Genomic DNA, 22931 nt, shown 5'->3' with positions numbered 1-22931 from the left:
GCTTTAGGAACCCCGTGAGACGCGGCAAGTGGGGCGGGCAAACCCCAAAGGGGCGGCGCACAAGGATGTGCGCCGTTTCCGGAGGCGCAGGATGCGCCTTACGGAAATTCCCGGGCCGCTTGCGGACCCGGCGGCTGCATCGCCGGGCGCGACGTTAGGGGGTGTTTCTTTGGTTACTTTCTTTGCACAAGCAAAGAAAGTAATTCGCGCAACGCTTTGCCTTTGCTTCAAGACTCAGAAGCAGGATCAAGATGGATCCCAGCGTTCGCTGGGATGACGATTGAAGGGGCGGATCGCGATGAACCATCACCTGCGATCATAAGGCGCCAGAAAAGCAAACAGCCCGCTTTCGCGGGCTGTTCGATAGGCAACTGAAGACTGGAAAACCGATCAGTCGTCGCCCTTCGACAAATCGTCGTCGGCGACCACTTCGGCGGCGGCCCATTCCAGCGCCTCGCGCTCGGCGCGTTCGCGTTCGGCCTTCTCGACCTTGTTGATCAGCTCGTTGTCGATCTTGCGCGCGGCGATCTCGCGCAGCGCCAGCACGGTCGGCTTGTCGCCGCTTTCGTGGTTATCGATGAGCGGCTCCACGCCGTTGGCCAGCTGGCGGGCGCGCTTGGCGGCCATCATGACCAGCTCGAAACGGTTATCAACAACTTCCAGGCAATCTTCTACGGTGATGCGGGCCATGCGGGCTCCCGGCGACCGGGGTCGCGCGATTAATACAGAAAGGGGCGCGGATTGTAGGGCCGGGGCCGGCTGCATGCAAGCATTTATGCCATTTCGGCCTTGTTAATCAATAGCTTGGGCATGCGGGACCGGATTCGATCCGGCCCCGACGGCGCAAGACCGCCGCGGCCCTACCCCAGCAAGGTCTGGATCAGCCCCGCGTGCCGGGCCACCTGCGGCTCCTTGCGCAGGCGGCTGGCGGTGAAGATGGCGCACATCTCCTCCACCGCGGTGTCGAACACCTCGTTGACGATCAGATAGTCGAATTCGCCGTAGTGGGACATTTCCTCGCGCGCGGCCGCCAGCCGTTGCGCGATCACCGCTTCGCTGTCCTGGCCGCGGGTGCGCATGCGCTGCTCCAGCGCTTCGCGCGAAGGCGGCAGGATGAACACGCTGACCGCGTTGGGCACCTTGGTCCGCACCTGGCGCGCACCTTGCCAGTCGATCTCGAGCAGCACGTCCTTGCCGGCATTCAATTGCGGCTCCACCGACTGGCGCGCGGTGCCCTTCCAGTCCCCGTGCACTTTCGCGTACTCGAAGAAATCGCCGGCGTCGATCATCTGCTGGAAGTCGTCGGCAGAAACGAAGTTGTAGTGCTGCGCGTGGCGTTCGCCCGGGCGCGGCTGGCGCGAGGTGAACGAAATCGACAGCGCGATCTGCGGGTCGCGCGCCAGCACAGCATTGACGATGCTGCTTTTGCCGGCGCCGGAAGGCGCGGCGACCACGTAGAGGGTTCCACGCATGCTCATTCGCTCGCAGCCTTATTCAATATTCTGCACCTGTTCGCGGATCTGATCGATCAGCACTTTCAGTTCCACCGCGATATTGGTGGTGCGCACGTCGACCGACTTGGAACCCAGCGTATTGGCCTCGCGATTGAACTCCTGCAGCAGGAAATCCAGGCGGCGGCCAACCGGTTCGGTCTGCTTCAGCACCCGGCGGATTTCCTTGATGTGGCTGTCCAGGCGGTCCAGCTCCTCATCCACATCGAGCTTCTGCAACCACAGCACCAATTCTTGCTCCACCCGGCCGGGATCGACGTTCTGGGCTATATCCGCGAGGCGAGTTTCCAGCTTCTGACGCTGGCCAGTCCGGATGGTCGGAATCAGCTCGCGCACCTCGGCTGCGCAGGCGGCAAGCGCATCGACCCGTTCGTTGATCGCCACGGCCAGCTTTTCGCCCTCGCGCTCGCGCGCGATGACGAACTGGTCCAGCAAGGTGTCCAGCAAGGCCAGCGCCTCGGCCTGCAGAACCTCGGCATCAGTCGAACGGGCCTGCAGCACGCCCGGGTATTGCAGCAGATCGATGAATTCGGTGCGCAACGCCGGAAAACGCGCGGTCATGTCCAGCGCCAATTCGGACAGCTGCATCACCAGCGACGCATTCAGTTGCAGCCCGCCCTCGCCTTCCGGCGAACGCAGGCGCAGTGAGAAATCCAGCTTGCCCCGGGCGATGCGCGCGGCGATGCGTTCGCGCAGGGCCGGTTCCAGTACGCGCAGTTCTTCGGGCAAGCGCAGGCCGAGCTCCAGGAAGCGGTGGTTCACCGCTCGCAATTCGCACGCCAGCGTGCCGCCATCGGTGGCGCGCTCGGCGGTGGCGTAGGCGGTCATGCTGCGGATCATCGGGTCGGCCGGTGCTGCGGGGAGCGAATGGTAACCTAGCCCACCCTTTTCACGGCCTACCCTTTCATGGATCAGCGCATGACCATTGCCCGCCCCAGTGGCCGCCTCCCCGAACAGATGCGCGAAGTCGGCATCCAGCGCGGCTACACCCGTCACGCCGAAGGATCCGTACTGATATCGTTCGGCGAGACCCGCGTGCTGTGCACGGCCAGCGTGGAGAACCGTGTGCCGGGCTTCCTGCGCGGCAAGGGCGAAGGCTGGGTCACCGCCGAATACGGCATGTTGCCGCGCTCCACCCACACCCGCAGCGATCGCGAAGCCTCGCGCGGCAAGCAGGGCGGACGCACCCTGGAAATCCAACGCCTGATCGGCCGCGCGCTGCGCGCCTGCGTGGACCGCAATGCCCTGGGCGAACGCACCATCACCCTCGACTGCGATGTACTACAGGCCGATGGCGGCACCCGCACCGCCGCGATCACCGGCGCATACGTGGCGCTGGTGGACGCCGTCAACTGGCTGAAGGCGAGGAACGAAATCAAGCGCGATCCGATCCACGGCGCGGTCGCCGCCGTATCGGTCGGCATTTATCGTGGCGTACCGGTGCTTGATCTGGACTATCCGGAAGACAGCGACTGCGATACCGACATGAACCTAGTGATGAACGACGGCGGCGGCTTCATCGAGCTGCAAGGCACCGCCGAGGGCCACGCGTTCCGTCGCGACGAATTGAACGACATGCTGGCGCTGGGCGAGAAAGGCATCGGCGAGTTGTTCGCCGCGCAGCGCGCAGCATTGGCACTCTGAAAACTCAACGTGGGAGCGCCGTCCCGGCGCGAGCTCTTGGGTTCGGCGGTAAAACTCGCGCTCCCACCTGATCATGCAACCGCACCTCATGAAGCAAACCCTCAGCCTCATCACCCTGGTCGTCGACGATTACGACCAAGCCATCGCCCACTACACCGGCGCGCTCGGCTTCGCGCTGCTGGAAGACACCGATCTGGGCAACGGCAAGCGCTGGGTCCGGGTGGCGCCGCAAGGCAGTAACGAGAGCGGCCTGCTGCTTGCCAAGGCCAGCGACGAGGCCCAGCGCGCGCGCATCGGCGACCAGACTGGCGGACGTGTCGGATTCTTCCTGCAGACCGACGATTTCTGGCGCGACTACGAGGCGATGAAAGCCAACGGCATCGAATTCCTGGAGCAGCCGCGCGAAGAGGAATACGCCACCGTCGCCGTATTCCGCGATCGCTACGGAAACCGCTGGGATCTGCTGCAACCCGGGCGGTCCGCGTGAAACTGGTGCTCGCTTCCTCCAACCAGGGCAAGCTCGAAGAGCTGCGGGATTTGCTGGCCGGCAACGGCATCGAACTGATCGCACAGTCCGAGTTGGGCGTGGACGATGCGGACGAAACCGGCAGCACCTTCGTGGAAAACGCACTGATCAAGGCGCGCCACGCCACCCGCATCACCGGCCTACCCGCGCTGGCCGACGACTCCGGGATCTGCGTCGATGCCTTGAACGGCGCACCCGGCCTGTACTCGGCGCGCTATGCCGGCGAACACGGCAATGCCTCGCGCAATATCGACAAGTTGCTGGAAGCTTTGCGCGATCTGCCGGACGATCGCCGTACTGCGCACTTCTATTGCGTACTGGTGCTGCTGCGCCATCCCGAAGATCCGCAGCCGTTGATCGTGGAAGGCCAGTGGAACGGCCGCATCCTGCACGAGCGCCGCGGCAGCGGCGGGCATGGCTACGATCCGGTGTTCTTCGATCCGCACCATGACCAGGCCGCTGCGGAGATGGAACCGGACCTGAAAAACCGGCTGAGCCATCGCGGCCAAGCGCTGGCGCTGCTGCGCGAACGCCTGCACGCCGCGTTGGGGTAGGCGACATGTTCGTGGTGATATGGGAATACACGGTACTTGCGGGATCGGAATCCGAGTTCGAGGCCCTGTACGGCCTGCAAGGCGCGTGGGTCTCGTTATTCAGGGAATATGTCGGTTATCTGGACACCGAGCTGATGCGCGACAATGAGACCGGCGCCTACCTCACCCTGGACCGCTGGCGCAGCCAAGCCGATTACGATGCATTCCAGCAAGCCGCCGCGCCCCGCTACGCGACAATCGACGCGCAGGGCGATGTGCTGACCGTTCATGAGCGCCGTCTCGGCCGTTACACCCTTTGATGATGATCCCGCCCCCGCTGTCGCTGTACGTGCACTTGCCCTGGTGCGTGCGCAAATGCCCGTACTGCGATTTCAATTCGCACGAAGGCAAGGGTGCGCTGCCGTTCGCCGGTTACGTCGATGCGCTGATCCGCGACCTGGACCAGGACCTACCGCTGGTGTGGGGACGCAGCATCCACTCGGTATTCTTCGGCGGCGGCACGCCCAGCCTGTTCCCGCCGGAGCAGATCGACCGTTTCCTGCAGGCCGCCAGCAGCCGCCTGCGTTTCGCCCCGAATCTCGAGATCACCCTGGAAACCAATCCAGGCACCGCCGAACACGGACGCTTCGACAAATACCGCGAGGCGGGGGTCAACCGCATCAGCTTCGGCATCCAGAGCTTCGACGACGGCTGCCTCAAGCGCCTCGGCCGCATCCACGACAGCGCCGAAGCCGAACGCGCGGTGAAGCTGGCGCAGGACGCGGGCTTCGACAACTTCAACCTGGACCTGATGTACGCGCTGCCCGGGCAAGACCTGGCGATGGCCGAATACGACCTGCAGCGCGCCTTCGCCCTGCAACCCACGCATATTTCGCACTACCAGCTGACGCTGGAGCCGAACACGATGTTCTTCGCCCGTCCGCCGAAGGGCCTGCCCGACGACGACAGCGCCTGGGACATGCAGGAACATTGCCAGGCCCTGCTGGCCGATGCGGGCTATGCGCAGTACGAGGTCAGCGCCTACGCACGGCCCGGGCGCCAATGCGCACACAACCTCAACTATTGGCGTTTCGGCGACTACTTGGGCATCGGCGCGGGCGCCCACGGCAAACTCACGCTGGGCGCAGAGCAGGACATCCTGCGCCGCTGGAAGACCAAGCACCCGACCGCCTATTTGGCTGAGGCCGGCAGTCAGGAATCGTTGGGTGGCGACGAGCGCATCGCCCCAGGACGGCGTCCGTTCGAATTCATGCTCAATGCGCTAAGGCTCAACGAGGGATTTGCGCTGGTCGATTTCGAAACCTGGACCGGTCTGGGACGCGATCGCATCGCCGATCCCCTGGACCATGCCCGCGCCCGTGGTTGGTTGACCGTCGCCGGCGATCGGGTGGTGCCGACCGAACTCGGCCGTCGCTTCGCCAATGATGTGATGGAGCTGTTCCTGGAACGGTAACCAGAGCTACAGAACCGACCCTTGGGCTTGCCGCTGAGGTAATGTGTTAAAACCGGCATCAGGGGAGTTATTGAACCAATGTCCAGCAGACCGCCCGCAATGCCTTCGTCGACTCCGGCAACGATCGCGCAAGCGTCGTCGCTGCCGCCGCGCGTGCGCAAGATCCTGGGCGTTTTTTTCGGTCGGGTCTCCATCGACCTCAGCGAACGCATCGGCCAGATGCTGGTGGAATCCGAGCAGCAGCTGTTCAAACTGGCCGAACGCGCGCGCAGCAACGAGAAACAGGCCGAGCAGTTCGCCAATCTGCACGGCTTGCGCAAGAGCCGCGCCGATCTGCTGCCGATGTTTCTGGCGGGACTGGAGGGCGAGTTCGCCACCATCCGTCAGCCGCGCGTTCTGCCGTCCAAGGAGGTGCACGAGCGCATCGAGTACCGGACCATGACCCTGGTCGAAGACGCAGAGATGGACCAGGACATCGTGCTGCGGGAGATCGCGCTGCGTCACGATGCGCGCGCGCGCACTCCGCTCTATCTGATGGGCCAGCGTTTCGGTGTGCTGGCCGGTTCGCCGGCCTTCGATGCCGCGCAACTGCCGGTCGGACCGCAGGCGCTGTGCAAAGTGCTGCGCGCGTCGGTCGCTGCCGCCTTCGAAATCGACCTGGATTCTCAGCTGTTGCTGTACAAGTCCTTCGACCTGAAAGCCCTGGTCGACTATGTCAATTGGATTGAGGTACTCAACACCCTGCTCGCCCAGCAAGGCGTGTTGCCGGGCCTGGTCTACGCGCCGCAGCGCGCACGCAGCGACGGAGGAAGCCGCAGGGCGGGCACGGGCGGCCCCCATGCAGCGGAAGGCGCTTCGCGCCCGATGACCGATTGGTATGGGCACTCCTCGCCTTCGGCCTGGTCGACATTCGGTCTGGACGCGGGAGCTTCCGCAGGCGGCGCATCGCCACCGGTTTCGGGCAGCACAGAGGCGGCACAAGCCGTCGCGGGTATCGACGACGCCAGCCGTGCGAGCAGCGATGCTGCTTCTTTCGCCACTTTGCAGCAATTGCTGCAGGGGCGCCGCATCGCGACGTCTCCACCTGGCATTCCGGCAGGGCGCACCCCGGCTGCTTCCATTGGACAGGTTCGCCAGACCGGCGCTCCGCAACCGGGTGGCGGGGCCACTTTCCCGCCGACAGAGATAAATAGCACGGGCGCGCGCCTGTCCACCCATGACGTACTCAGCACGCTGCGCACGCTACAGGCTGCGCCGATAGCGGTCGGGCCCGGCCAGCCACGCCGCACCGTGCTGGACCTGCAGGAAGCCATGCTGGAGCAGGTCCGCGAACAGCATGGACCGGATGCGGCACTGGTGCAGCAGGATGCCGACACCTTCGAACTGCTCGGCCTGCTGTACAACGAAATCGAGCGCGAAGTGCAGCGCGACGCGCCGGCGGCGGACCTGTTGATGCGCCTGCAGGTACCGGTGGTGCGCGCGGCGTTGCACGATCGCGAGTTCTTCCTGCGTCCCCAACATCCCGCACGCGAATTGCTGAACTCGGTAGCTGAATCAGGGGCCGCCTGGCTGGGCGAGGACGATGTGGACCCACAGCTGCTGCAGAAACTGCACCACGCCGTGGACCGGGTGGTCACCGACTACAACGGCGACGACGAGGTGTTCGAGAGCGTCAACAACGACGTACAGGCGCATTTCCGCGCCATGGCGCGCAAGGCGGAAGTCACCGAGCGCCGGCACGTGGAAGCCGCGCGCGGCAAGGACCGTCTCGAGGTCGCCAAGCAGCGGGCCGCCGAAACCATCGATGGCGCTCTGCAGGGCCATGTGCCGCCGAAATTCGTCCATGCCTTGTTGAATCAGGCCTGGGCCGATGTGCTCACCCTTACCCAGCTGCGTAACGGCCAGGATTCCGAGGAATGGCGCGAGCAGGTCGAGATCACCCAACGCATCGCCGCCGTCACCAGTGCGGATGCCGGCACGGCGGATGCGCCGCTAGCGGATCCCAAGCTCACCCCGCGGATCGAAAGCGCCCTGATGCAGGTCGGCTATCACGCCGACGAAGCCGCGGCCATTGCCCGCCGCTTGTCCAGCGCCGAAGACGACGAGACCACGTCGCGAACCGAACTGACCGCCCGCCTCAAAGCCCGTGCCCGTCTTGGCGAGCAGGTCGAGATTCCGAAGAAAATCCATATCGACCGTTCGCCGAAGGAACAGGAGTGCCACGACTATCTGCGCACGCTGCCGTTCGGCACCTGGTTCGAGTTCGTCAAGAACCAGCAGGGCGACGTCACCCGCCAGCGCCTGTCCTGGTACAGCCCGATCACCGACCATGCGCTATTCGTCAATCAGCGCGGCCAACGTATCGGCGAACAGTCGATGGATAGCCTGGCGCGACTGATGGCGCGCGACCAGGTCCACGTGGTCACGCAGGATAAGGGCCGCCTGATCGATCGCGCCTGGCGCGCCACGGTCAGCGCACTGCGCAATTTCACCGGCGCCGCGGCGGCAACGGGCAACGGAGCGAACGCATGAGCAACGACTCGCGCCGCACGCAGCGCCGCAACGTGCATGAACCTGTGATGGTGGTCGACACCATGTCCGAACAGATCATCGGCCGGCTGGGCAATATCTCCGAATCGGGCATGTTGCTGGTAGCCAACGCACCCTTGGTCGAAGATGCGCTGTATCAGCTACGGTTCGAGATCGCCAACCCTGCTGGCCGGTCGGTCGCGATTGACGTAGGCGCGCATCTGATCTGGGTGGGGAGCGCCAACACGCCCGGCCAGAGCTGGGCGGGTCTGCGCTTCCTGACCATCGAGGAAAACCAGCTGGCGATTCTGCGCCAGTGGATCGCACGTCCCGTGGCGCGCGGCTGAACGCCGTGCGTCGGGCAGTAGCCCCGGCCTACCCGCTCAAAGACTCCGTTCCGGATTCAGACTCTTCTCCAGACTGAGGGAAGGCCAGGCTTCGCTGCGCGCAAACGTCAGTTGCGGCAAAATTGCACCATTCCGAACGAGCGCCTGCGATGACTCCTCTCGATTTCAATGCCCTGTATGCCGATCACCTGGCCACGATGAAGCGGCGCGCGGACGAGGCCCTGTCGCGCGGCGGCTTCGACCATCTCGTCGTGCCCAGCGGCACCCAGCACTACCAGGTCTTCGACGATCGCGATTACCCCTATGCGGTCAATCCACAGTTCAAGGCCTGGCTGCCACTGACGCGCGTGCCTTACAGCTGGCTGGTGTACACCCAGGGCCAGCGTCCGAAAGTGATCTTCTACCAGCCTTTCGACTACTGGCACGTAGTGCCCGACGCGCCCAGTGGCTGGTGGGTGGAACATTTCGACATCCACATCATCCGCAAACCGGACGAAGCGCTGGCGCTGCTGCCCAAACCCGCGGCGCGCTGCGCGATCCTGGGCGAACCGCAGAGCACGTTGGGAACCTCTCCTGGCGAGCATTACGCGCCCAACAACCCGGCCACGGTGGTCGATTACCTGGAATACCAGCGCTCCTACAAGACCCCGTACGAGATCGCGCTGATGCGCGAAGCCCAACACCTGGCCGTGCGCGGCCATCGCGCCGCCGAAGCGGCGTTTCGTGAGGGCAAGAGCGAATTCGCCATCCACATGGCGTACTGCGGCGCGGTGGGCCAGGACCTGGGCGAACTTCCCTACAACAATATCGTGGCCTTGAACGAACACGGCGCGGTGCTGCACTACACCGAACTGGGCCGCAGCGCGCCCGCGCCAGTACGCAGTTTCCTGATCGACGCCGGCGCCAGCTTCCACGGCTACGCCAGCGACATCACCCGCAGCTATGCGACAGACAAGTCCGGCGAATTCCAGGCCATGATCGATGCGGTGGATGCGGCGCAGATCAAGATGGGCGAAGGCGTGCGCGCCGGTGTCGACTACAAGCAATTGCACGTCGATTCGCATCTGACCCTGATGGGCATCCTCAAGGATTTCGGGGTGATCAAGGTTTCGCCCGAAGCCGCCCTGGAAACCGGCGTCAGCGCCGCGTTCTTCCCCCACGGGTTAGGCCACCCGATCGGTCTGCAAGTGCATGACGTGGCCGGCTTCGCCGAAAGCGACCGCGGCGGCAAGATCCCTCGCCCGCCCGGTCACCCTTACCTGCGCATGACCCGCGTGCTGGAACCGGGCATGGTGGTGACCATCGAACCGGGCTTGTACTTCATCGACATGCTGCTGGACGAAGTGAAGAAGAACGGTCATGCGGACAGTGTGGACTGGGCACGTGTGGATGCGTTCCGTCCGTATGGAGGTATTCGCATCGAGGACGAAGTAATGTGCACCGAAGGCGATGCGGTGAACCTGACCCGGCCCGCGTTCGCGGCGGCGGCCTGAGCCGACGAAGATTAGGAACGTTCTATTCGTATGCAGCCGCAATCGGCTGCGCAGTCCGACCGCCGAACAGGTGTTCGCATCGTGGCCGGGCATCGAAACCGCTTCGGCAGGAATCAATCGCGATGCGGACAATCCGGTGACGCCGGAGCTGTTGGGGTGGGCCGACCTGATCCTGGTAATGGAACGCGCGCATCGCTCGAAACTGTCGGCGAAATTCAAGGCGGAACTGGTCGGCAAGCGCGTCGTCTGCCTAGAGATCCCGGATAATTTCGACTATATGGAACCGGCGCTGGTGGAGCTGCTGAACGCCCGGGTTCCCAGACATCTGCCCTCTTCCTGAAGCGGTTCGCTGGACGGGGTGACCTTGTCCGAAAACGGCGAGCGGCCGGCCTGAGTGGGCACTAGCCTGGCCGTCTTCTACTGATCGGAGCGCGTCATGATGCGTCGGTTGTCAAAACCCATCACCCTCTTCTTCCTCGCTGCGGCGACCTTCGCGGCGCAGGGTTCCGAAAGCGACGATATCGTCGCCGTTGCCGCACTGGATAAGCAATATCAGGCAGCAGTGAAAGCCAACGACGCCGCGGCCATGGCGAAAATACTGGCGGATGATTTCATCTTGGTCATCGGCAATGGCGCGGTCAGTACTAAGGCCGATCTGCTGAAGGAAGCCGAGGACCGCATCCGCGAATACACACACCAGGAAGACAGTGAGCAGACCGTGCGCGTCTGGGGCGATACCGCGGTGGTCACTGCCAAGCTGTGGATGCAGGGCACGCGCAAGGACGGTACGCCGTTCGACTATCAACTCTGGTTTAGCGATACCTATGTGCGCACCAAGGACGGTTGGCGCTACGTGTTCGGACAGGCCTCATTGCCGTTGCCCAAGACTTCCTGATCGCTACGCTGCCGTTGGGATCAGCTCGCCATCAATTCTTCGATCTCATCCGCGCTACGCGCTAGCTTGTCGGTGAGCACCCGGTTCCCTTCCGCGGTGATCAACACATCGTCTTCCGTACGGATGCCGATGCCGCGCCACTTCGCGTCGACCGTGTGGTCGTCGGAGGATACGTACAGACCCGGCTCGAGGGTGAACACCATGCCCGGCTCCAACATCCGCGATTCGCCGGCCAGGCGGTATTCGCCCACATCGTGCACATCCAGGCCCAGCCAGTGGCCGGTCTTGTGCCGGTAGAAACGGCGGTATTGGCCGTTGGCGATGTTCTTTTCCAGTTTGCCTTTCAACAGGCCGAGTTCCAGCAGACCTTCGGTCAGCGTTTCCACCGCCGCATTGTGGCCTGCCTCGTAAGGCAAGCCCGGCTTGGCCTGCGTCAAAGCGGCCGCCTGCGCGGCGCCGACCAGATCGTGCAACGCGCGTTGCTCTTTGCTGAAGCGACCGTTGACCGGGAAGGTGCGGGTGATATCCGACGCATACCCGCGGAACTCGGCGCCCGCGTCGATCAACACCAGATCTCCATCGACGGCACGCGCGTTATTGGCGCGATAGTGCAGCACGCAGGCATTGGCGCCGGCGCCGACGATGCTGCCGTAGGCGGGCCAGGCATCGTTGGCGCGGAACACCCGTTCGATGTCCGCTTGCAGTTCGTATTCGTGGATGCCGGGTCGGGAGGCGCGCATCCCCACTCGATGGGCTTCCACGCTGATGTCGGCGGCACGCTGCATCAGCTTCAGTTCGCCCTTCGACTTGAACAGGCGAAGTTCGTGCAGCAGATGGCCGAGCTCGAGGAATTCGTGCGGCGGCTGCGCGCCGTGCCGGACCTGTTCGCGCACCCGGTTGACCCAGCCGATCAGCTTGAGATCGAACTCGGCATCGCGACCAAAGTGGTAATAGACGCGCGACCGGCCTTCCAGCAGGCCGGGCAAGATTTCGTCCAGGTCCTCGATGGGATAGGCATCGTCCATGCCGAATTGTTCGACAGCGCCTTCCTGTCCCGCACGCGGGCCATCCCAACCCTCGCGCTCGGGATCGCGTTCCCGGCAGAACAGCAGCGCCTCGCCATGTTTGCGGCCGGGCACCAGCACCAGCACCGCTTCCGGCTCGTTGAATCCGCTGAGGTACCAGAAGTCGGAATCCTGGCGATAAGGGTAATGCGTGTCGTGGCTGCGCACGCGCTCCGGCGCGGCGGCCAGGATCAGGATCGCATCGTCGGTGGACATCCGCATCAGCTGTTTGCGGCGCCGCGCGAACTCGGCAGCGGAGATACCCGTCGATGCCATGCCGGTCGCCGCCTTCATCAATTCAGGCTCTGGCGATGACGCGGCGCGAGCACGCAGTCCCCATGCAATAACAGGACCGCGACGCGGACGAATTCCTCGATCTCGGCCAGCGCGTGCTCGTCCTCGTCGTCGTCGCTGCTCTCCGGCGCCGCCTGGGCCAGTCGCGCCAGGTCGTGCAGCGCTTCCTCCGCCTCCTCGGACAACGGCGGATTGGCGCCCACCGCCAGGCCGAAACCGCCAAGAAACCCGCGGCACCAATCGAACAGCGCATCGGCCCGCGCGTTGAGCGAATCGTCTATTTCCGGGAGCAGCAGCTCGAACCCGAAACCGCGGTCGTCCAACTGGGCGACGCTGGCCTTGCGCAATTCGTCCAGCGCGCTGTCCGGCTCGGGTGCGGGCAGGCTATCGTCGGCGAGCACGCGTGCCGGCCAGTTCGCCGCATTCTCGCCGCCGCCGGACAACCAGCCGCACAACGCGCCGTGCAGTTCGGAGGGCTCCGCGGCCAGCCCGGAACGCCGGGAAGCCTGGGCTACTTCATCGATGAGGGGAAGTTCGGCCATTCAACGTATTCCGTAAAGCAATTCGGACAGCGGCGGCCCGGGTGGAAAGTGTAGCAACGAAAACACGGGCAAACGGCTTGTTGTCCGGTCCTCGGCGTGCCTACACTCGACAATCCGCCGGCCGTATTCCGCGCAGCGAGGACCGCAGACCGAGTCATGTTATTCGCATCCGCCGCCATTATCGTCGCAACCGCCATGCCGACGGCCTTTCAGGGCGCGCGGATGATCGCAATGTTGGTGGCGTTGTTGGTGCTTGCGGTAGTGCTGGCGATCGCGGCGCAGCGTTACTGGCAGTCCAGGCAGCGCGAGTCGCTGGAACCGCCCAGAACCGAATCGCAACGCGAGCGCGATGAGCACTTGAAACTGGCGCTGTGGGCCTCCGGCGAACATTTCTGGGACTACGACCTGATCGGACGCCGCATGCACCACATGCGCGCCGACGAGAGCATCGCGCATTCGGCGGAAATCACCGTGCTGACTCGGCAGGGCGACGTCCCGCCGATTCATGAACTGGATTTGCCGCTGGTGATGGAGCGGTTGCGCAGCCATCTGCAGGGCGAAACCCCATTGTTCATGTCCGAGCACCGCATGGACCTGGGCGGCAACGGCACCTGGGCCTGGGTACGCGCGCGCGGCCGCGTGGTCGAACGCGACCTACAAGGACGGCCGCTGCGCATCGCCGGCACCGCGCGCGACATCACCGCCAGCCGCAACGCCGAATACGAGCACCGGATCGCCAGCGAAGTGATGCGCAGCATGAGCGAAGCGGTGGCGGTGCTGGACTGGGATTACAACTTCATCGCCGTCAACCAGGCCTTCACCCGCATCACCGGTTATGCCGACACCGAAGTCATCGGTAAGCCCATGGAGATGCTGGACAGCGGCCAGCAAGACGCCGCATCGCACGAGCGCATGCGCGAAGACATCAGCCGCGACGGTCGCTGGTCCGGCGAAATGTGGAAGCTGCGCAAGGATGGCGAGGAAATCCTGTGCAAGATCGAGACCAACGTAGTGCCTGATGCCAGCGGCCAGCGCAACTTGTACGTGCAGGTGCTCAACGACATCACCGAACAGAAACGCGCCGAGCAAGAGCTGCGCTATCTGGCCAACTACGACACCCTCACCAGCCTTCCCAATCGTTCGTTGCTGTCCGAGCGTCTGTCGCGCGCCATCGTGCGGGCGCGCCGCGAAAGCGGCAAAGTCGCGGTGTTGTTCATCGACCTGGACCGCTTCAAGGACATCAACGATTCCCTGGGACACGCCACCGGCGACCGCATCCTGCGCGCGGCCGCTGCGCGCGTGCAGCAGACCGTCGGTGCGCAGCACACCGTCGCGCGGCTGAGCGGAGACGAATTCACCGTGGTGCTGGAAGACATCGGTTCGATGGAGGACGCGGAAGTCATCGCCCAGCAGATCATCGACGCCTTCATGCTGCCGCTCAGCTTCGGTGAGCGGCTGGAACTCTCGGTATCGCCTTCCATCGGCATCAGCTTGTATCCGGACCACGCCCAGGTTCCCACCGACCTGTTGAAGCATGCCGATACCGCCATGTACCAGGCCAAGGCCGCCGGACGCCACACCTACCAGGTGTATTCGGAGACGATGGACGAGAAAACCCGCCATCGTGCGATCTTGGCCAGCGCCTTGCGAAGGGCGCTGGAACGCGACGAGCTCGCCTTGGTGTTCCAGCCGCGCCTTTCCCTCACCGAGCACCGCATCACCGGGGTCGAAGCGCTGTTGCGCTGGGAAAGCAAGGATTTCGGCGAGGTTTCGCCCGGCCAGTTCATCCCGCTGGCCGAGGAGTCGGGTCTGATCCTGGAAATCGGCGCCTGGGCGCTGCGGCAAGCGTTGATGACGCTGCATAGCTGGCACCAGCAAGGCCTGCCCGGCCTGACCGTGGCGGTCAACGTGTCGGCGCTGCAGCTCCAGCGCGGCGACTTGTCCGACGTGGTTGCGCAGATCCTGGAGGAAACCGGCGTGTCCGCCCACTGCCTGGAACTGGAATTGACCGAAAGCGTGATCATGGCCAACCCGGAGAAGAACGCCGATACCCTGCGTGCCTGTCGCCGGTTGGGCGTGTCGCTGGCCATCGACGACTTCGGCACCGGCTACTCTTCGCTGGCCTACCTCAAGCGCCTGCCGCTGACCACGCTGAAGATCGATCAGGAATTCGTCGGCGACCTGACCCACGATACCGACGACGAGGCCATCACCAGCACCATCATCAACATGGGCCATTCGCTATCGCTCAATGTGATCGCCGAAGGGGTGGAAACCGCCGCCCAGCTGCAATTCTTGCGAGACCACGGCTGCGACGAGATCCAGGGCCACTGGATTTCCCATGCCCTGGCTCCGGACGCCTGCCTGCGCTTCATCCGCGAATACGGCATGAGCCACGACGAGATCAAGGCCGCTTCGTGAGCGCGGCGACCGCCTGGTCGGTTATCGCTTGACCGCCTGCCCGGCGCACCCCTATCGTGACCGCCATGGACAACGACGCCCTCGAACAGCTCCGCTCCCTGGCCGCGCGCGTGCAGGCGCTGGTCGAACGCTGCCAACGCCTCGCGGACGAGAACCGCAGCCTGCGTACCCAGCAGGAGCAACTGGTCGGAGAACGTTCGCAACTGCTGGCCAAGAACGAGCAAGCGCGTTCGCGCGTGGAAGCCATGATCACGCGTCTCAAGTCATTGGAGCAACACACGTGAGCGGCAACGAACCGGTCAGCGTCCACATCCTGGACCGCGAATACACCGTGGGCGTGGAAGCGGGCGAGCGCAGCAGCCTGATGGCGGCGGCCAAATTGCTGGACAGCAAAATGCGCGAAGTGCGCGGCGGCAACAAGATGGCGGCGGTGGACCGCGTGGCGGTGCTCGCCGCGCTCAACCTGGCGCACGAGTTGCAGCAGTTGCGCGACGAGCGCAGCGCGCGCGACCGCGAACTGTCGCATACGCTGGACGATCTGCATCGCAAGCTGGATGGCGTACTGGATACGCCGCGCTGAATCACGGATCTTCCGGCGGTTCGTCTCTCGCCGGAGCCAGAAGAAGCAGACAGCTGGGAATAGTCGCCGGCACGCGGCGGTACGCTGTTCTCGAAGTCGATGGCCCATTGGGGGCGGATAGGGCGGAAACGGCTGCCTTGATCGGCTATGCTCCATACCCTCGCGCACTGATCCTCGGGAGGGATGTATGAATGCGACGGTAGAACGCCCCATCGATCGCTGGTTCGAAAGTTATTCCGGCGACCATCGCAACGACACCAACCAACTGATCCACGTGTTCGCGGTGCCCGCCATCCTATGGTCGGTCGTGGCCTTGCTGTGGTGCATCCCGATGTTCGGCACGCTGTTCAGGAACGGCATCTGGGCCGGGCTGGCCATGTTCGCGTCGTGGGTTTTCTATAACCGTCTGTCCCGTCCCATCGGGTACGGGATGCTCGCCGTGTTCTTCGTCATGGGCTGTATTTGTCGTTTGATCGAACAGCGCTATGGTTTGCAGACGCTGCTGCATTCGGCCATCGCGGTGTTCGTGGTGGCGTGGATCGCGCAGTTCATCGGCCACAAGATCGAAGGCAAAAAGCCGAGCTTCCTGACCGACCTGGTCTATCTGATGATCGGCCCGATCTGGGTGCTGTCCAAGTTCTATCGCAAGATGGGCTGGAAGTATTGAAAAACACCTCCTGACGCCTTTGTAGAGCCGAGCTTGCTCGGCTGCTCTTGATTCTCTGCAAAGAGCGGCCGAGCAAGCTCGGCTCTACGAGGAAAACATGCCGTTCGTCGGCTGGAATCCTCGCGGCGAATAACCGAAATCCCTGCGCGCGGGCTCCACATCGAACACCAGGTCCTCTTGCATCCGCGCTACCGCCGCGCTGCCCAGGCTCTGCATTTTTCCGAGCGCGTGCGCGCCCGCCAACGCGGCTTTGAACAACGGCGTCGGCACCCGGATCAACCTCGCCGGCGGCTGCACTGATGCCAGCGTACGCTTCACCATCTCCGCATAAGGCAGCGTTTCTCCTCCCGGCAACGCGTAACTGCGGCCGCGGGCGTTCCCGGCGTCGACCACCGCCAAGGCGGCGTCGGCCAGATCCTGCACATGCACCGGTTGCCGTAATCCATTGGCGCTGTTCGGCAACACGAAGAAACCGGTGCGACGCGCCAGCGATGCGATCCGGGTCAAGGTCTTGTCCCGGCCCGCGCCATACACCAGCGTCGGACGCAGAACCGTCGCCCCTGCTTGGCGTTGCCGGGCGGCCTCGAAGATGCGCGCTTCTGCGTCGCGCAGCCGAGCGGCGACATCGCGCTCGGGCTGGTCTTCTGAGTCCCGTTTGGTCTCCAGGCTGGTTGAACCGAAGGCGATCACGCGCGGCGCGATCAGCAACGTATCCGCGTACCAGTACGAGAAATGATCCAGCGGTCCCAGGCTGAAGACCGCATCGACCTGCTCCGGCAATCCTGGCGAACGCTGCAGATCGCCACGCAACCAGGTCAACTCTCCGCGATCGCCCTGCGAAGCGCGCGAGACGGCGGTGACGCGCCAATCGCCCGCCAGCAGCTTTTCGATCACCGCCATGCCGATCTGTCCGCTGCCGCCGAAAACCAGCGCGCTGCGCATTCAGTGGTTGCCGGGCTTCAACGTGAAACGCAGCCAGACCCAGCCGACCAGCGCCGAGATCACCGAGGCGCACAACACGCCCAGCACCGAAGCTTCTGCGAACTCGCCGCCGATGCTGGCGAAGGCCAAGTTGGAAATGAACAGACTCATGGTGAAGCCCACGCCGCAGAGCATGCCCAGTCCCAGCATCGCCTTTAAGTCCATGCCTTCGGGAAAACGCGCGATGCCGGTGGCGCGCGCGATCAGCGCGACGGCCACGATCCCGACCGGCTTGCCCAGCACCAGGCCCAGCACGATGCCCAGTGGAACCGGCGCCAGAGCATCGCTCATTTGCAAATCGCCCAGCGCCAGGCCGGCGTTGGCGAAAGCGAACAGCGGCAGCACCAGGTAAGCCACCCAGGGATGCAGCGTATGTTCCAGCTGCTCGAGGGGAGAATGTTCCAGCGGCGAAGGCGCGTCGGTGGTGTCCCCACGCAAGGGAATCAATAGACCAGTGACCACACCGGCCAGAGTTGCATGTACGCCCGACTTCAGCACGAAATACCAGACCAGCGCACCCAGGAAGAGATAGGGCCAGAGCCGCTTCACACCACGCCAGTTGAGCAGCATCATCAGGCCGATGCCCGCACCGGCCCACGCCAATTGGTGCGCAGCCAGGTCGTGGGTATAGAAAATGGCGATGATCAGGATGGCGACCAGATCGTCGACCACCGCGATTGTCGACAGCAGCAACTTCATTCCCAATGGCACGCGTGAACCCAGCAGCGCCAGGATGCCCAGCGCGAAAGCGATATCGGTGGCGGTGGGAATGGCCCAGCCGCGCAACGCGATGGCACCGCCCTGATTCACGGCCCAGTACAGGATCGCCGGCACCGCCACACCGCCGATCGCGCACAACACGGGCAGCAGCATTTGTTCGCGGCTGGAGAGCTGGCCGCTGAGCGTTTCGCGCTTGATTTCCAATGCCACTAACAGGAAGAACACCGCCATCAATCCATCGTTGATCCAGTGTTCGGCGCCTTTCACCAGCGTGAAATCGCCGACGCTGATACCGATCGGCAGATGCCGGAACGCCTCGTACGCACCCTGCCACGGCGAGTTGGCCACGATCATCGCCAGCGCGGCGGCGGCCATCAACACAATGCCGGCGGCCGCTTGCAGGCGGAAGAAATCGCGCAGCAGTTCGATGCCGCGCGCGACGGGATTGATTCGACTCATGCGTCGAGTATATCGGTCGGCCCGTGCACGGCCTCAGTTCAAGATCAGAACCAGCTCCAGCGCGATCCAGCCCAGGAAGGCAACGAACAGAATCGCGCCCTCGGTCTTGCTGACCCGCAAGTCGCCGCGCAGCATGGGATATAGCACCAGCACGAACGCGATGGCCGCGGGCAGTTCCAGCTTCACGAATGACTCGGGCAGCGGCATCGGCCGCAGCGCCGCCATACCGCCTACCACCACCAACAGGTTGAACAGGCTGGAACCGATCACGTGACCCACCACCATGTCGCCCTGCCCGCGCCGTGCCGCGGCGATTGCGGCAGCGACTTCCGGGAGCGCGGTGCCGATGGCCACCGGCAACAAACCGACCAGCAGGGGCGACCAGCCCCAGGCCGCGCCGATCATCGGTGCGCTCTGCACCACGAATTTGGCGCCGAAGTACAGCAACCCCGACGCTACCAGGAAGCGCAACACATTCATCCACAACGCGCTCTTGGTGGCGGCGAACGCAGCGATGCCGGCCTGCACTTCCGCGTTCTCATGGCGCGCACGCGCCAGCAGGAAAGCGAGCACGGCGATGAACGCCGCCAGCAGTACCCCGCCTTCCACACGGCTGATCACGCCGTCCAGCCCGAACACGATCAAGAGCAGCGTCGATAGCGTCAGCACGACCAGCAAGGGCGACAACAGACGCGTGCGCACGAGCAGCGGAGCGGCGATCGCCGCCAGGCCCAGAGTCAGGCCGACGTTGACGATGTTGCTGCCTACTGCGTTGCCCAGCGCCAGATCCTGTGCGCCGACCACATAGGCGCGCGCATTGACGAACAATTCCGGTAGCGAAGTGCCGAAGGCCACCAACAGCAGGCCGGCGACGAAGGGCGAAGCGCCGAATTTCTGCGCCAGACCGGAAGCGCCCTTGACGATGGAATCACCGCCCAGCGCCAGCAGCACCAGACCCAATGCGAAAAAACCCCAGGCTTCAGCCATTGTCGCTCTCCCCTATCGTTGTGCCGATTCTTTTAAAGGGCAAGAGCTCGCGGCGGGACGCCGCTCCCACGGCAAAATATCATCGCGACTCGGCTCAAGAGCAGCCTTCTACGTAGTCGACCTGGGGCTTCAGGCCCACGCGCCACGCGATGACCTTGCCTGCCGCATCGGTTTCGAATACCAGCTTGCTGGGCGCCACTCCGCTGGCCGCGACAGACAGATACTGGCCGCCTTTCACGTATTTGTGCGGGCTGGATTGCAGCGCGTTGCTGTACAGCTTCTGCAACTCTTCGGTGGTCATGCCGACCTTGCCGCCGCCCGGTGCTGCCTCCTTGTCGGTACCGACGTCGTAGCGCACAAACTTCCCGTTTTCGGCCATGAAAGCGAAATCGGACGGCTTCTTCACCCACTTCGGCGTCAGGTAATAGCAGGTGCTGCCTTCGCTGGGTTTGCCATTGAGTTCACCGCCCCACGCGGCCTTCGCTTCGTCGACGGTGCTACCGAGCTTCATGTCGCCGTACCCGGCGAAGCTAGCTTGGGTGTCGGTTGCGGCGCCTTGCGCGGGTGTGCTTTCGGCAACGGGAGCGGGAGACGCTTCGGGCGTCGTGGCCGGAGCGGAGGCGGGCGCTGCCGCGTCGTTGGCGGCAGCCACGGGCGCTTCCGGAGCAGCGGGTTTGCACGCGGCAAGCGACAGGCCGGCGATGGCCAGGAATAACAGGGTGTGGGGAAGGCGCATGCGGCACTCCAAGTCTGGCGGTAACCGAACGCTAACACTTGCGCGTTAATCCGTCGCAAATGCTATTGGCTGAGGCCTAGGAACACGACCTGGAGCGGGACTGCGCCTTCCAGTGAAACGCTCCTGCTGTGGCTGTCACGCGCGTTTCATCGGCGACTTCTACGCTGCGCCCGGCTTCTAGTTTCCACACGCGCGCATGTATCCACGCAAGACCGACCTGGCCCGGCAAGCTCTGCAGTCGCATGCGGCGCCGCTGGCCATGCGTGAACGCCAAGCGCTCATCCTGTGCGACGGCCGTCGCGACCTGGCCGAACTGGGGGCGATGCTGGGGTCCAGCGCAGCGGCGCAGATCGAGCGCCTTTGCGCGGCCGGGTATCTGATCATGACAGGCACCCCGGCAAGCTTTGCGTCCGTGGCGCCATCCACGCCCGAACCGATCCGTCCCGTTGCCCCGCTCTTACCGACAGCGGTGCCGCTTGCGCCCGCCGCATCCTCGCGCCGCTCCATCGTCGCCGCCAAGCTCTACATGATTGGTATGCTGGAACTGCAGCGCCACGAATCGGCCGCCTCACACCGGACGCGTTTGCAGGCCTGCCAGGATCCGGACGCCACCGCCGCGCATATTCTCGCCGCCGTACACTGCCTGCAGCGCACCACCTCCAGTTCCTTCACCCAGCGCGTGCGCGAGCGTCTGGCCGAGGTGATGCCCGAGCCCTATTTGCCGGCGCTGGAAAAGCTCGATCTGGTGCCGGCGTCCGCCGCATCGCAGTAGGCTTCTATGTGGCGGGCGCGGAGAAATTCTTTTTTAGACCAGCCCAGCAATGCTGATAATCGCGCTGACGGTACGCCGCCTCGATAGCCTGGCGCGTCGGCCGGATCACCGCACGCGTTTCGAACATGAAAGCCATGGTGTCGGCGACGACATCCGGTTTCGACAGGTCGGCGCTGCTGGCCTTCTCGAACGTGGCTGCATCCGGTCCATGCCCGCTCATGCAGTTGTGCAGCGATGCGCCGCCCGGCGAAAAACCTTCCGCCTTCGCGTCGTAAGCCCCGTAAACCAGCCCCATGAATTCGCTGGCCACGTTGCGATGGAACCACGGCGGCCGGAACGTGTCCTGCGCCACCAGCCAGCGCGGCGGGAAAATCACGAAATCCAGGTTCGCCGTGCCCGGCGTATCGCTAGGAGAAGTGAGCACGGTGAAGATCGACGGATCGGGATGGTCGAAGCTGATCGAACCGATTGCATTGAAGCGGCGCAGATCATAGCGGTACGGCGCGTAATTGCCGTGCCAGCCCACCACGTCCAGCGGCGAATGACCGATATCGGCGCGCCACAGATGGCCCTGGAACTTGGCGACTAGTTCGAAATCCCCTTCCACATCTTCATAAGCGGCGACTGGCGTTTCGAAGTCGCGCTGGTAGGCGAGCCCGTTGCCGCCGATGGGACCGAGGTCGGGAAGGCGCAGCGCGGCGCCGAAGTTTTCGCACACATAACCACGCGACGCCCCTTGCGGAAGATCCACGCGGAAACGCACGCCGCGAGGAATCACTGCGATTTGCTGCGGCTCCACTTCCAGCACGCCCAGTTCGGTGGCGATGCGGAGAAGGCCCTGCTGCGGCACGATCAGCAATTCGCCGTCCGCATTGTAGAAGTAGCGGCTCTGCATGGAACGGTTGGCCGCATACAGATGGATGCCAACTCCGTGCTGCGCAGCCGCCGAACCATTGCCGGCCATGGTGAACAGCCCTTCGACGAAATCCGTGGGCGCTTCCGGCATAGGCATCGGCGACCAGCGCAGCTGATCAGGCGATACCGGCCCGGTGTCAAAATCGTTATGGAAGCTTGCCTGCACGAAAGGCGCGAACGTGCCATGCATCGCCGCTGGGCGGATGCGGTACAGCCAGCTGCGCTTGTTCTCCGCGCGCGGGGCGGTGAACGCGGTGCCGGACAGCTGTTCGGCATACAAGCCGTGTGCTACGCGCTGGGGCGAGTTGCGGCCGATCGGTAACGTACCTTCGAGCGCTTCGGTGGCGAAATGGTTGGCGAAGCCGGATTGGTAGTCGTTGTCACGTTTCATCATCAGATTCGCTCGACGCTTGAGCCCCTCTCCCACCGGGAGAGGGGTTGGGGTGAGGGTACGGTTTGCTAGTGGCGTTCCAGATCGCCTCAACTACTGCTTCTGCCGCCAACAGCACATCATGATCCCAGAAGCGGAGGATTTGCCATCCTTGCGCTCGAAGCACGCGAGTTCTTGGAGCATCACTCGACTCTGTGTGCTGCGACCCGTCCAGTTCGATGATGAGCTTTTTCTCGATGCAGCAGAAGTCTGTAATGTATGGCGGGATCTGATGCTGACGGCGGAACTTCAGCCCTTCCAATTGGCTGGCTCTTAGAAATCTCCACAACTTTCGCTCCGCGTCCGTCATCTCCTTGCGCAAACGACGGGAATTTTTGAGCGTGGTGGTTGGTAATGGCGGCTTGAGTCTCATGGCTCCACCGTACCCTCACCCCAACCCCTCTCCCAATG

Annotated in this window: 26 protein-coding genes; 15 read left to right on the top strand and 11 right to left on the bottom strand. The window is 64.0% G+C overall.

What is annotated here, in order from left to right; all coding sequences use genetic code 11:
* Positions 1-390 precede the first annotated feature (390 nt).
* The 3 genes from rpoZ to AC1DTQ_RS13390 form a co-directional block, all read right to left on the bottom strand.
* A complete protein-coding gene (gene rpoZ, locus AC1DTQ_RS13400; protein ID WP_477850212.1) occupies positions 391-690 on the bottom strand; it encodes a DNA-directed RNA polymerase subunit omega in 300 nt (99 codons plus the stop codon).
* 170 nt (positions 691-860) lie between these two features.
* Entirely contained in the window at positions 861-1472 is a 612-nt protein-coding gene (gmk, locus tag AC1DTQ_RS13395) for a guanylate kinase (protein WP_477850615.1), read from the bottom strand.
* 18 nt (positions 1473-1490) lie between these two features.
* A complete protein-coding gene (locus tag AC1DTQ_RS13390; protein ID WP_477850211.1) occupies positions 1491-2351 on the bottom strand; it encodes a YicC/YloC family endoribonuclease in 861 nt (286 codons plus the stop codon).
* Positions 2352-2429: 78 nt separating this feature from the next.
* On the opposite strand from AC1DTQ_RS13390, the gene rph reads away from it, so the two are divergent.
* From rph to AC1DTQ_RS13340, 10 genes are all read left to right on the top strand, one after another.
* Complete coding sequence (rph, locus tag AC1DTQ_RS13385; RefSeq protein WP_477850210.1) at positions 2430-3155, top strand: ribonuclease PH; 726 nt, start codon at positions 2430-2432, stop codon at positions 3153-3155.
* Positions 3156-3243: 88 nt separating this feature from the next.
* Entirely contained in the window at positions 3244-3642 is a 399-nt protein-coding gene (locus AC1DTQ_RS13380) for a VOC family protein (protein ID WP_477850208.1), read from the top strand.
* Positions 3639-4235 carry an RdgB/HAM1 family non-canonical purine NTP pyrophosphatase gene (gene rdgB / locus AC1DTQ_RS13375; protein ID WP_477850207.1) on the top strand — a complete coding sequence of 199 codons (597 nt, stop codon included), beginning with the start codon at positions 3639-3641 and terminating at the stop codon, positions 4233-4235. The genes AC1DTQ_RS13380 and rdgB overlap by 4 nt, the downstream gene beginning before the upstream one ends.
* Before the next feature lie 5 nt (positions 4236-4240).
* On the top strand, positions 4241-4534 hold the full coding sequence (locus AC1DTQ_RS13370) for an antibiotic biosynthesis monooxygenase family protein (RefSeq protein ID WP_477850206.1): 294 nt from the start codon (positions 4241-4243) through the stop codon (positions 4532-4534).
* Positions 4534-5688, top strand: a complete 1155-nt coding sequence (hemW, locus tag AC1DTQ_RS13365) for a radical SAM family heme chaperone HemW (protein ID WP_477850205.1) — start codon at positions 4534-4536, stop codon at positions 5686-5688. The genes AC1DTQ_RS13370 and hemW overlap by 1 nt, the downstream gene beginning before the upstream one ends.
* A gap of 78 nt (positions 5689-5766) precedes the next feature.
* On the top strand, positions 5767-8220 hold the full coding sequence (locus tag AC1DTQ_RS13360; RefSeq protein ID WP_477850203.1) for a DUF1631 domain-containing protein: 2454 nt from the start codon (positions 5767-5769) through the stop codon (positions 8218-8220).
* A complete protein-coding gene (locus tag AC1DTQ_RS13355; protein ID WP_477850201.1) occupies positions 8217-8564 on the top strand; it encodes a PilZ domain-containing protein in 348 nt (115 codons plus the stop codon). Before AC1DTQ_RS13360 ends, AC1DTQ_RS13355 begins: the two co-directional genes overlap by 4 nt.
* 149 nt (positions 8565-8713) lie before the next feature.
* Positions 8714-10057, top strand: a complete 1344-nt coding sequence (gene pepQ / locus AC1DTQ_RS13350; RefSeq protein WP_477850199.1) for a Xaa-Pro dipeptidase — start codon at positions 8714-8716, stop codon at positions 10055-10057.
* 10 nt (positions 10058-10067) lie between these two features.
* Positions 10068-10397: a low molecular weight protein tyrosine phosphatase family protein gene (locus AC1DTQ_RS13345; RefSeq protein ID WP_477850614.1), complete on the top strand. Its 330-nt coding sequence runs from the start codon at positions 10068-10070 to the stop codon at positions 10395-10397.
* Positions 10398-10493: 96 nt separating this feature from the next.
* Positions 10494-10952, top strand: a complete 459-nt coding sequence (locus AC1DTQ_RS13340) for a nuclear transport factor 2 family protein (RefSeq protein ID WP_477850197.1) — start codon at positions 10494-10496, stop codon at positions 10950-10952.
* Positions 10953-10972: 20 nt separating this feature from the next.
* Here the strand turns inward: AC1DTQ_RS13340 and AC1DTQ_RS13335 are convergent, their stop codons facing one another.
* Positions 10973-12292, bottom strand: coding sequence for an aminopeptidase P N-terminal domain-containing protein (locus tag AC1DTQ_RS13335; RefSeq protein WP_477850613.1), 1320 nt, complete (start codon positions 12290-12292; stop codon positions 10973-10975).
* 17 nt (positions 12293-12309) lie between these two features.
* Positions 12310-12852: a UPF0149 family protein gene (locus AC1DTQ_RS13330; protein WP_477850196.1), complete on the bottom strand. Its 543-nt coding sequence runs from the start codon at positions 12850-12852 to the stop codon at positions 12310-12312.
* A 195-nt stretch (positions 12853-13047) separates the two neighbouring features.
* Here AC1DTQ_RS13330 and AC1DTQ_RS13325 point away from each other — a divergent pair, with 195 nt between their 5' ends.
* The 4 genes from AC1DTQ_RS13325 (at position 13048) to AC1DTQ_RS13310 (ending at position 16520) form a co-directional block, all read left to right on the top strand.
* On the top strand, positions 13048-15273 hold the full coding sequence (locus AC1DTQ_RS13325) for a putative bifunctional diguanylate cyclase/phosphodiesterase (RefSeq protein ID WP_477850195.1): 2226 nt from the start codon (positions 13048-13050) through the stop codon (positions 15271-15273).
* A 65-nt stretch (positions 15274-15338) separates the two neighbouring features.
* Positions 15339-15557 (top strand): TIGR02449 family protein, encoded by a 219-nt coding sequence (locus AC1DTQ_RS13320; protein WP_310089554.1) that lies wholly within the window; start codon positions 15339-15341, stop codon positions 15555-15557.
* Complete coding sequence (locus AC1DTQ_RS13315) at positions 15554-15853, top strand: cell division protein ZapA (protein WP_477850193.1); 300 nt, start codon at positions 15554-15556, stop codon at positions 15851-15853. The genes AC1DTQ_RS13320 and AC1DTQ_RS13315 overlap by 4 nt, the downstream gene beginning before the upstream one ends.
* A gap of 187 nt (positions 15854-16040) precedes the next feature.
* Positions 16041-16520 (top strand): Mpo1 family 2-hydroxy fatty acid dioxygenase, encoded by a 480-nt coding sequence (locus AC1DTQ_RS13310; protein ID WP_477850192.1) that lies wholly within the window; start codon positions 16041-16043, stop codon positions 16518-16520.
* 84 nt (positions 16521-16604) lie between these two features.
* On the opposite strand, the gene AC1DTQ_RS13305 is transcribed toward AC1DTQ_RS13310, so the two are convergent.
* From AC1DTQ_RS13305 to AC1DTQ_RS13290, 4 genes are all read right to left on the bottom strand, one after another.
* Positions 16605-17462: an NAD-dependent epimerase/dehydratase family protein gene (locus AC1DTQ_RS13305; RefSeq protein ID WP_477850190.1), complete on the bottom strand. Its 858-nt coding sequence runs from the start codon at positions 17460-17462 to the stop codon at positions 16605-16607.
* Positions 17463-18680, bottom strand: coding sequence for a Na+/H+ antiporter NhaA (gene nhaA, locus AC1DTQ_RS13300; RefSeq protein WP_477850189.1), 1218 nt, complete (start codon positions 18678-18680; stop codon positions 17463-17465).
* Positions 18681-18713: 33 nt separating this feature from the next.
* A complete protein-coding gene (locus AC1DTQ_RS13295) occupies positions 18714-19667 on the bottom strand; it encodes a calcium/sodium antiporter (RefSeq protein ID WP_477850188.1) in 954 nt (317 codons plus the stop codon).
* 94 nt (positions 19668-19761) lie between these two features.
* Entirely contained in the window at positions 19762-20403 is a 642-nt protein-coding gene (locus AC1DTQ_RS13290; RefSeq protein ID WP_477850187.1) for a lectin, read from the bottom strand.
* Positions 20404-20599: 196 nt separating this feature from the next.
* On the opposite strand from AC1DTQ_RS13290, the gene AC1DTQ_RS13285 reads away from it, so the two are divergent.
* A complete protein-coding gene (locus AC1DTQ_RS13285; RefSeq protein ID WP_477850185.1) occupies positions 20600-21175 on the top strand; it encodes a hypothetical protein in 576 nt (191 codons plus the stop codon).
* A 4-nt stretch (positions 21176-21179) separates the two neighbouring features.
* Here the strand turns inward: AC1DTQ_RS13285 and hmgA are convergent, their stop codons facing one another.
* Both hmgA and AC1DTQ_RS13275 read right to left on the bottom strand, forming a co-directional pair.
* Entirely contained in the window at positions 21180-22481 is a 1302-nt protein-coding gene (gene hmgA, locus AC1DTQ_RS13280) for a homogentisate 1,2-dioxygenase (RefSeq protein ID WP_477850184.1), read from the bottom strand.
* Positions 22471-22893: an endonuclease domain-containing protein gene (locus AC1DTQ_RS13275; protein WP_477850183.1), complete on the bottom strand. Its 423-nt coding sequence runs from the start codon at positions 22891-22893 to the stop codon at positions 22471-22473. Before AC1DTQ_RS13275 ends, hmgA begins: the two co-directional genes overlap by 11 nt.
* Between the last annotated feature and the right edge of the window lie 38 nt (positions 22894-22931).

Source organism: Pseudoxanthomonas sp. P4_B2 (assembly GCF_056402315.1).
Note: the sequence above shows the minus strand (reverse complement) of the source record. Positions and strands in the feature narration are given on the sequence as shown.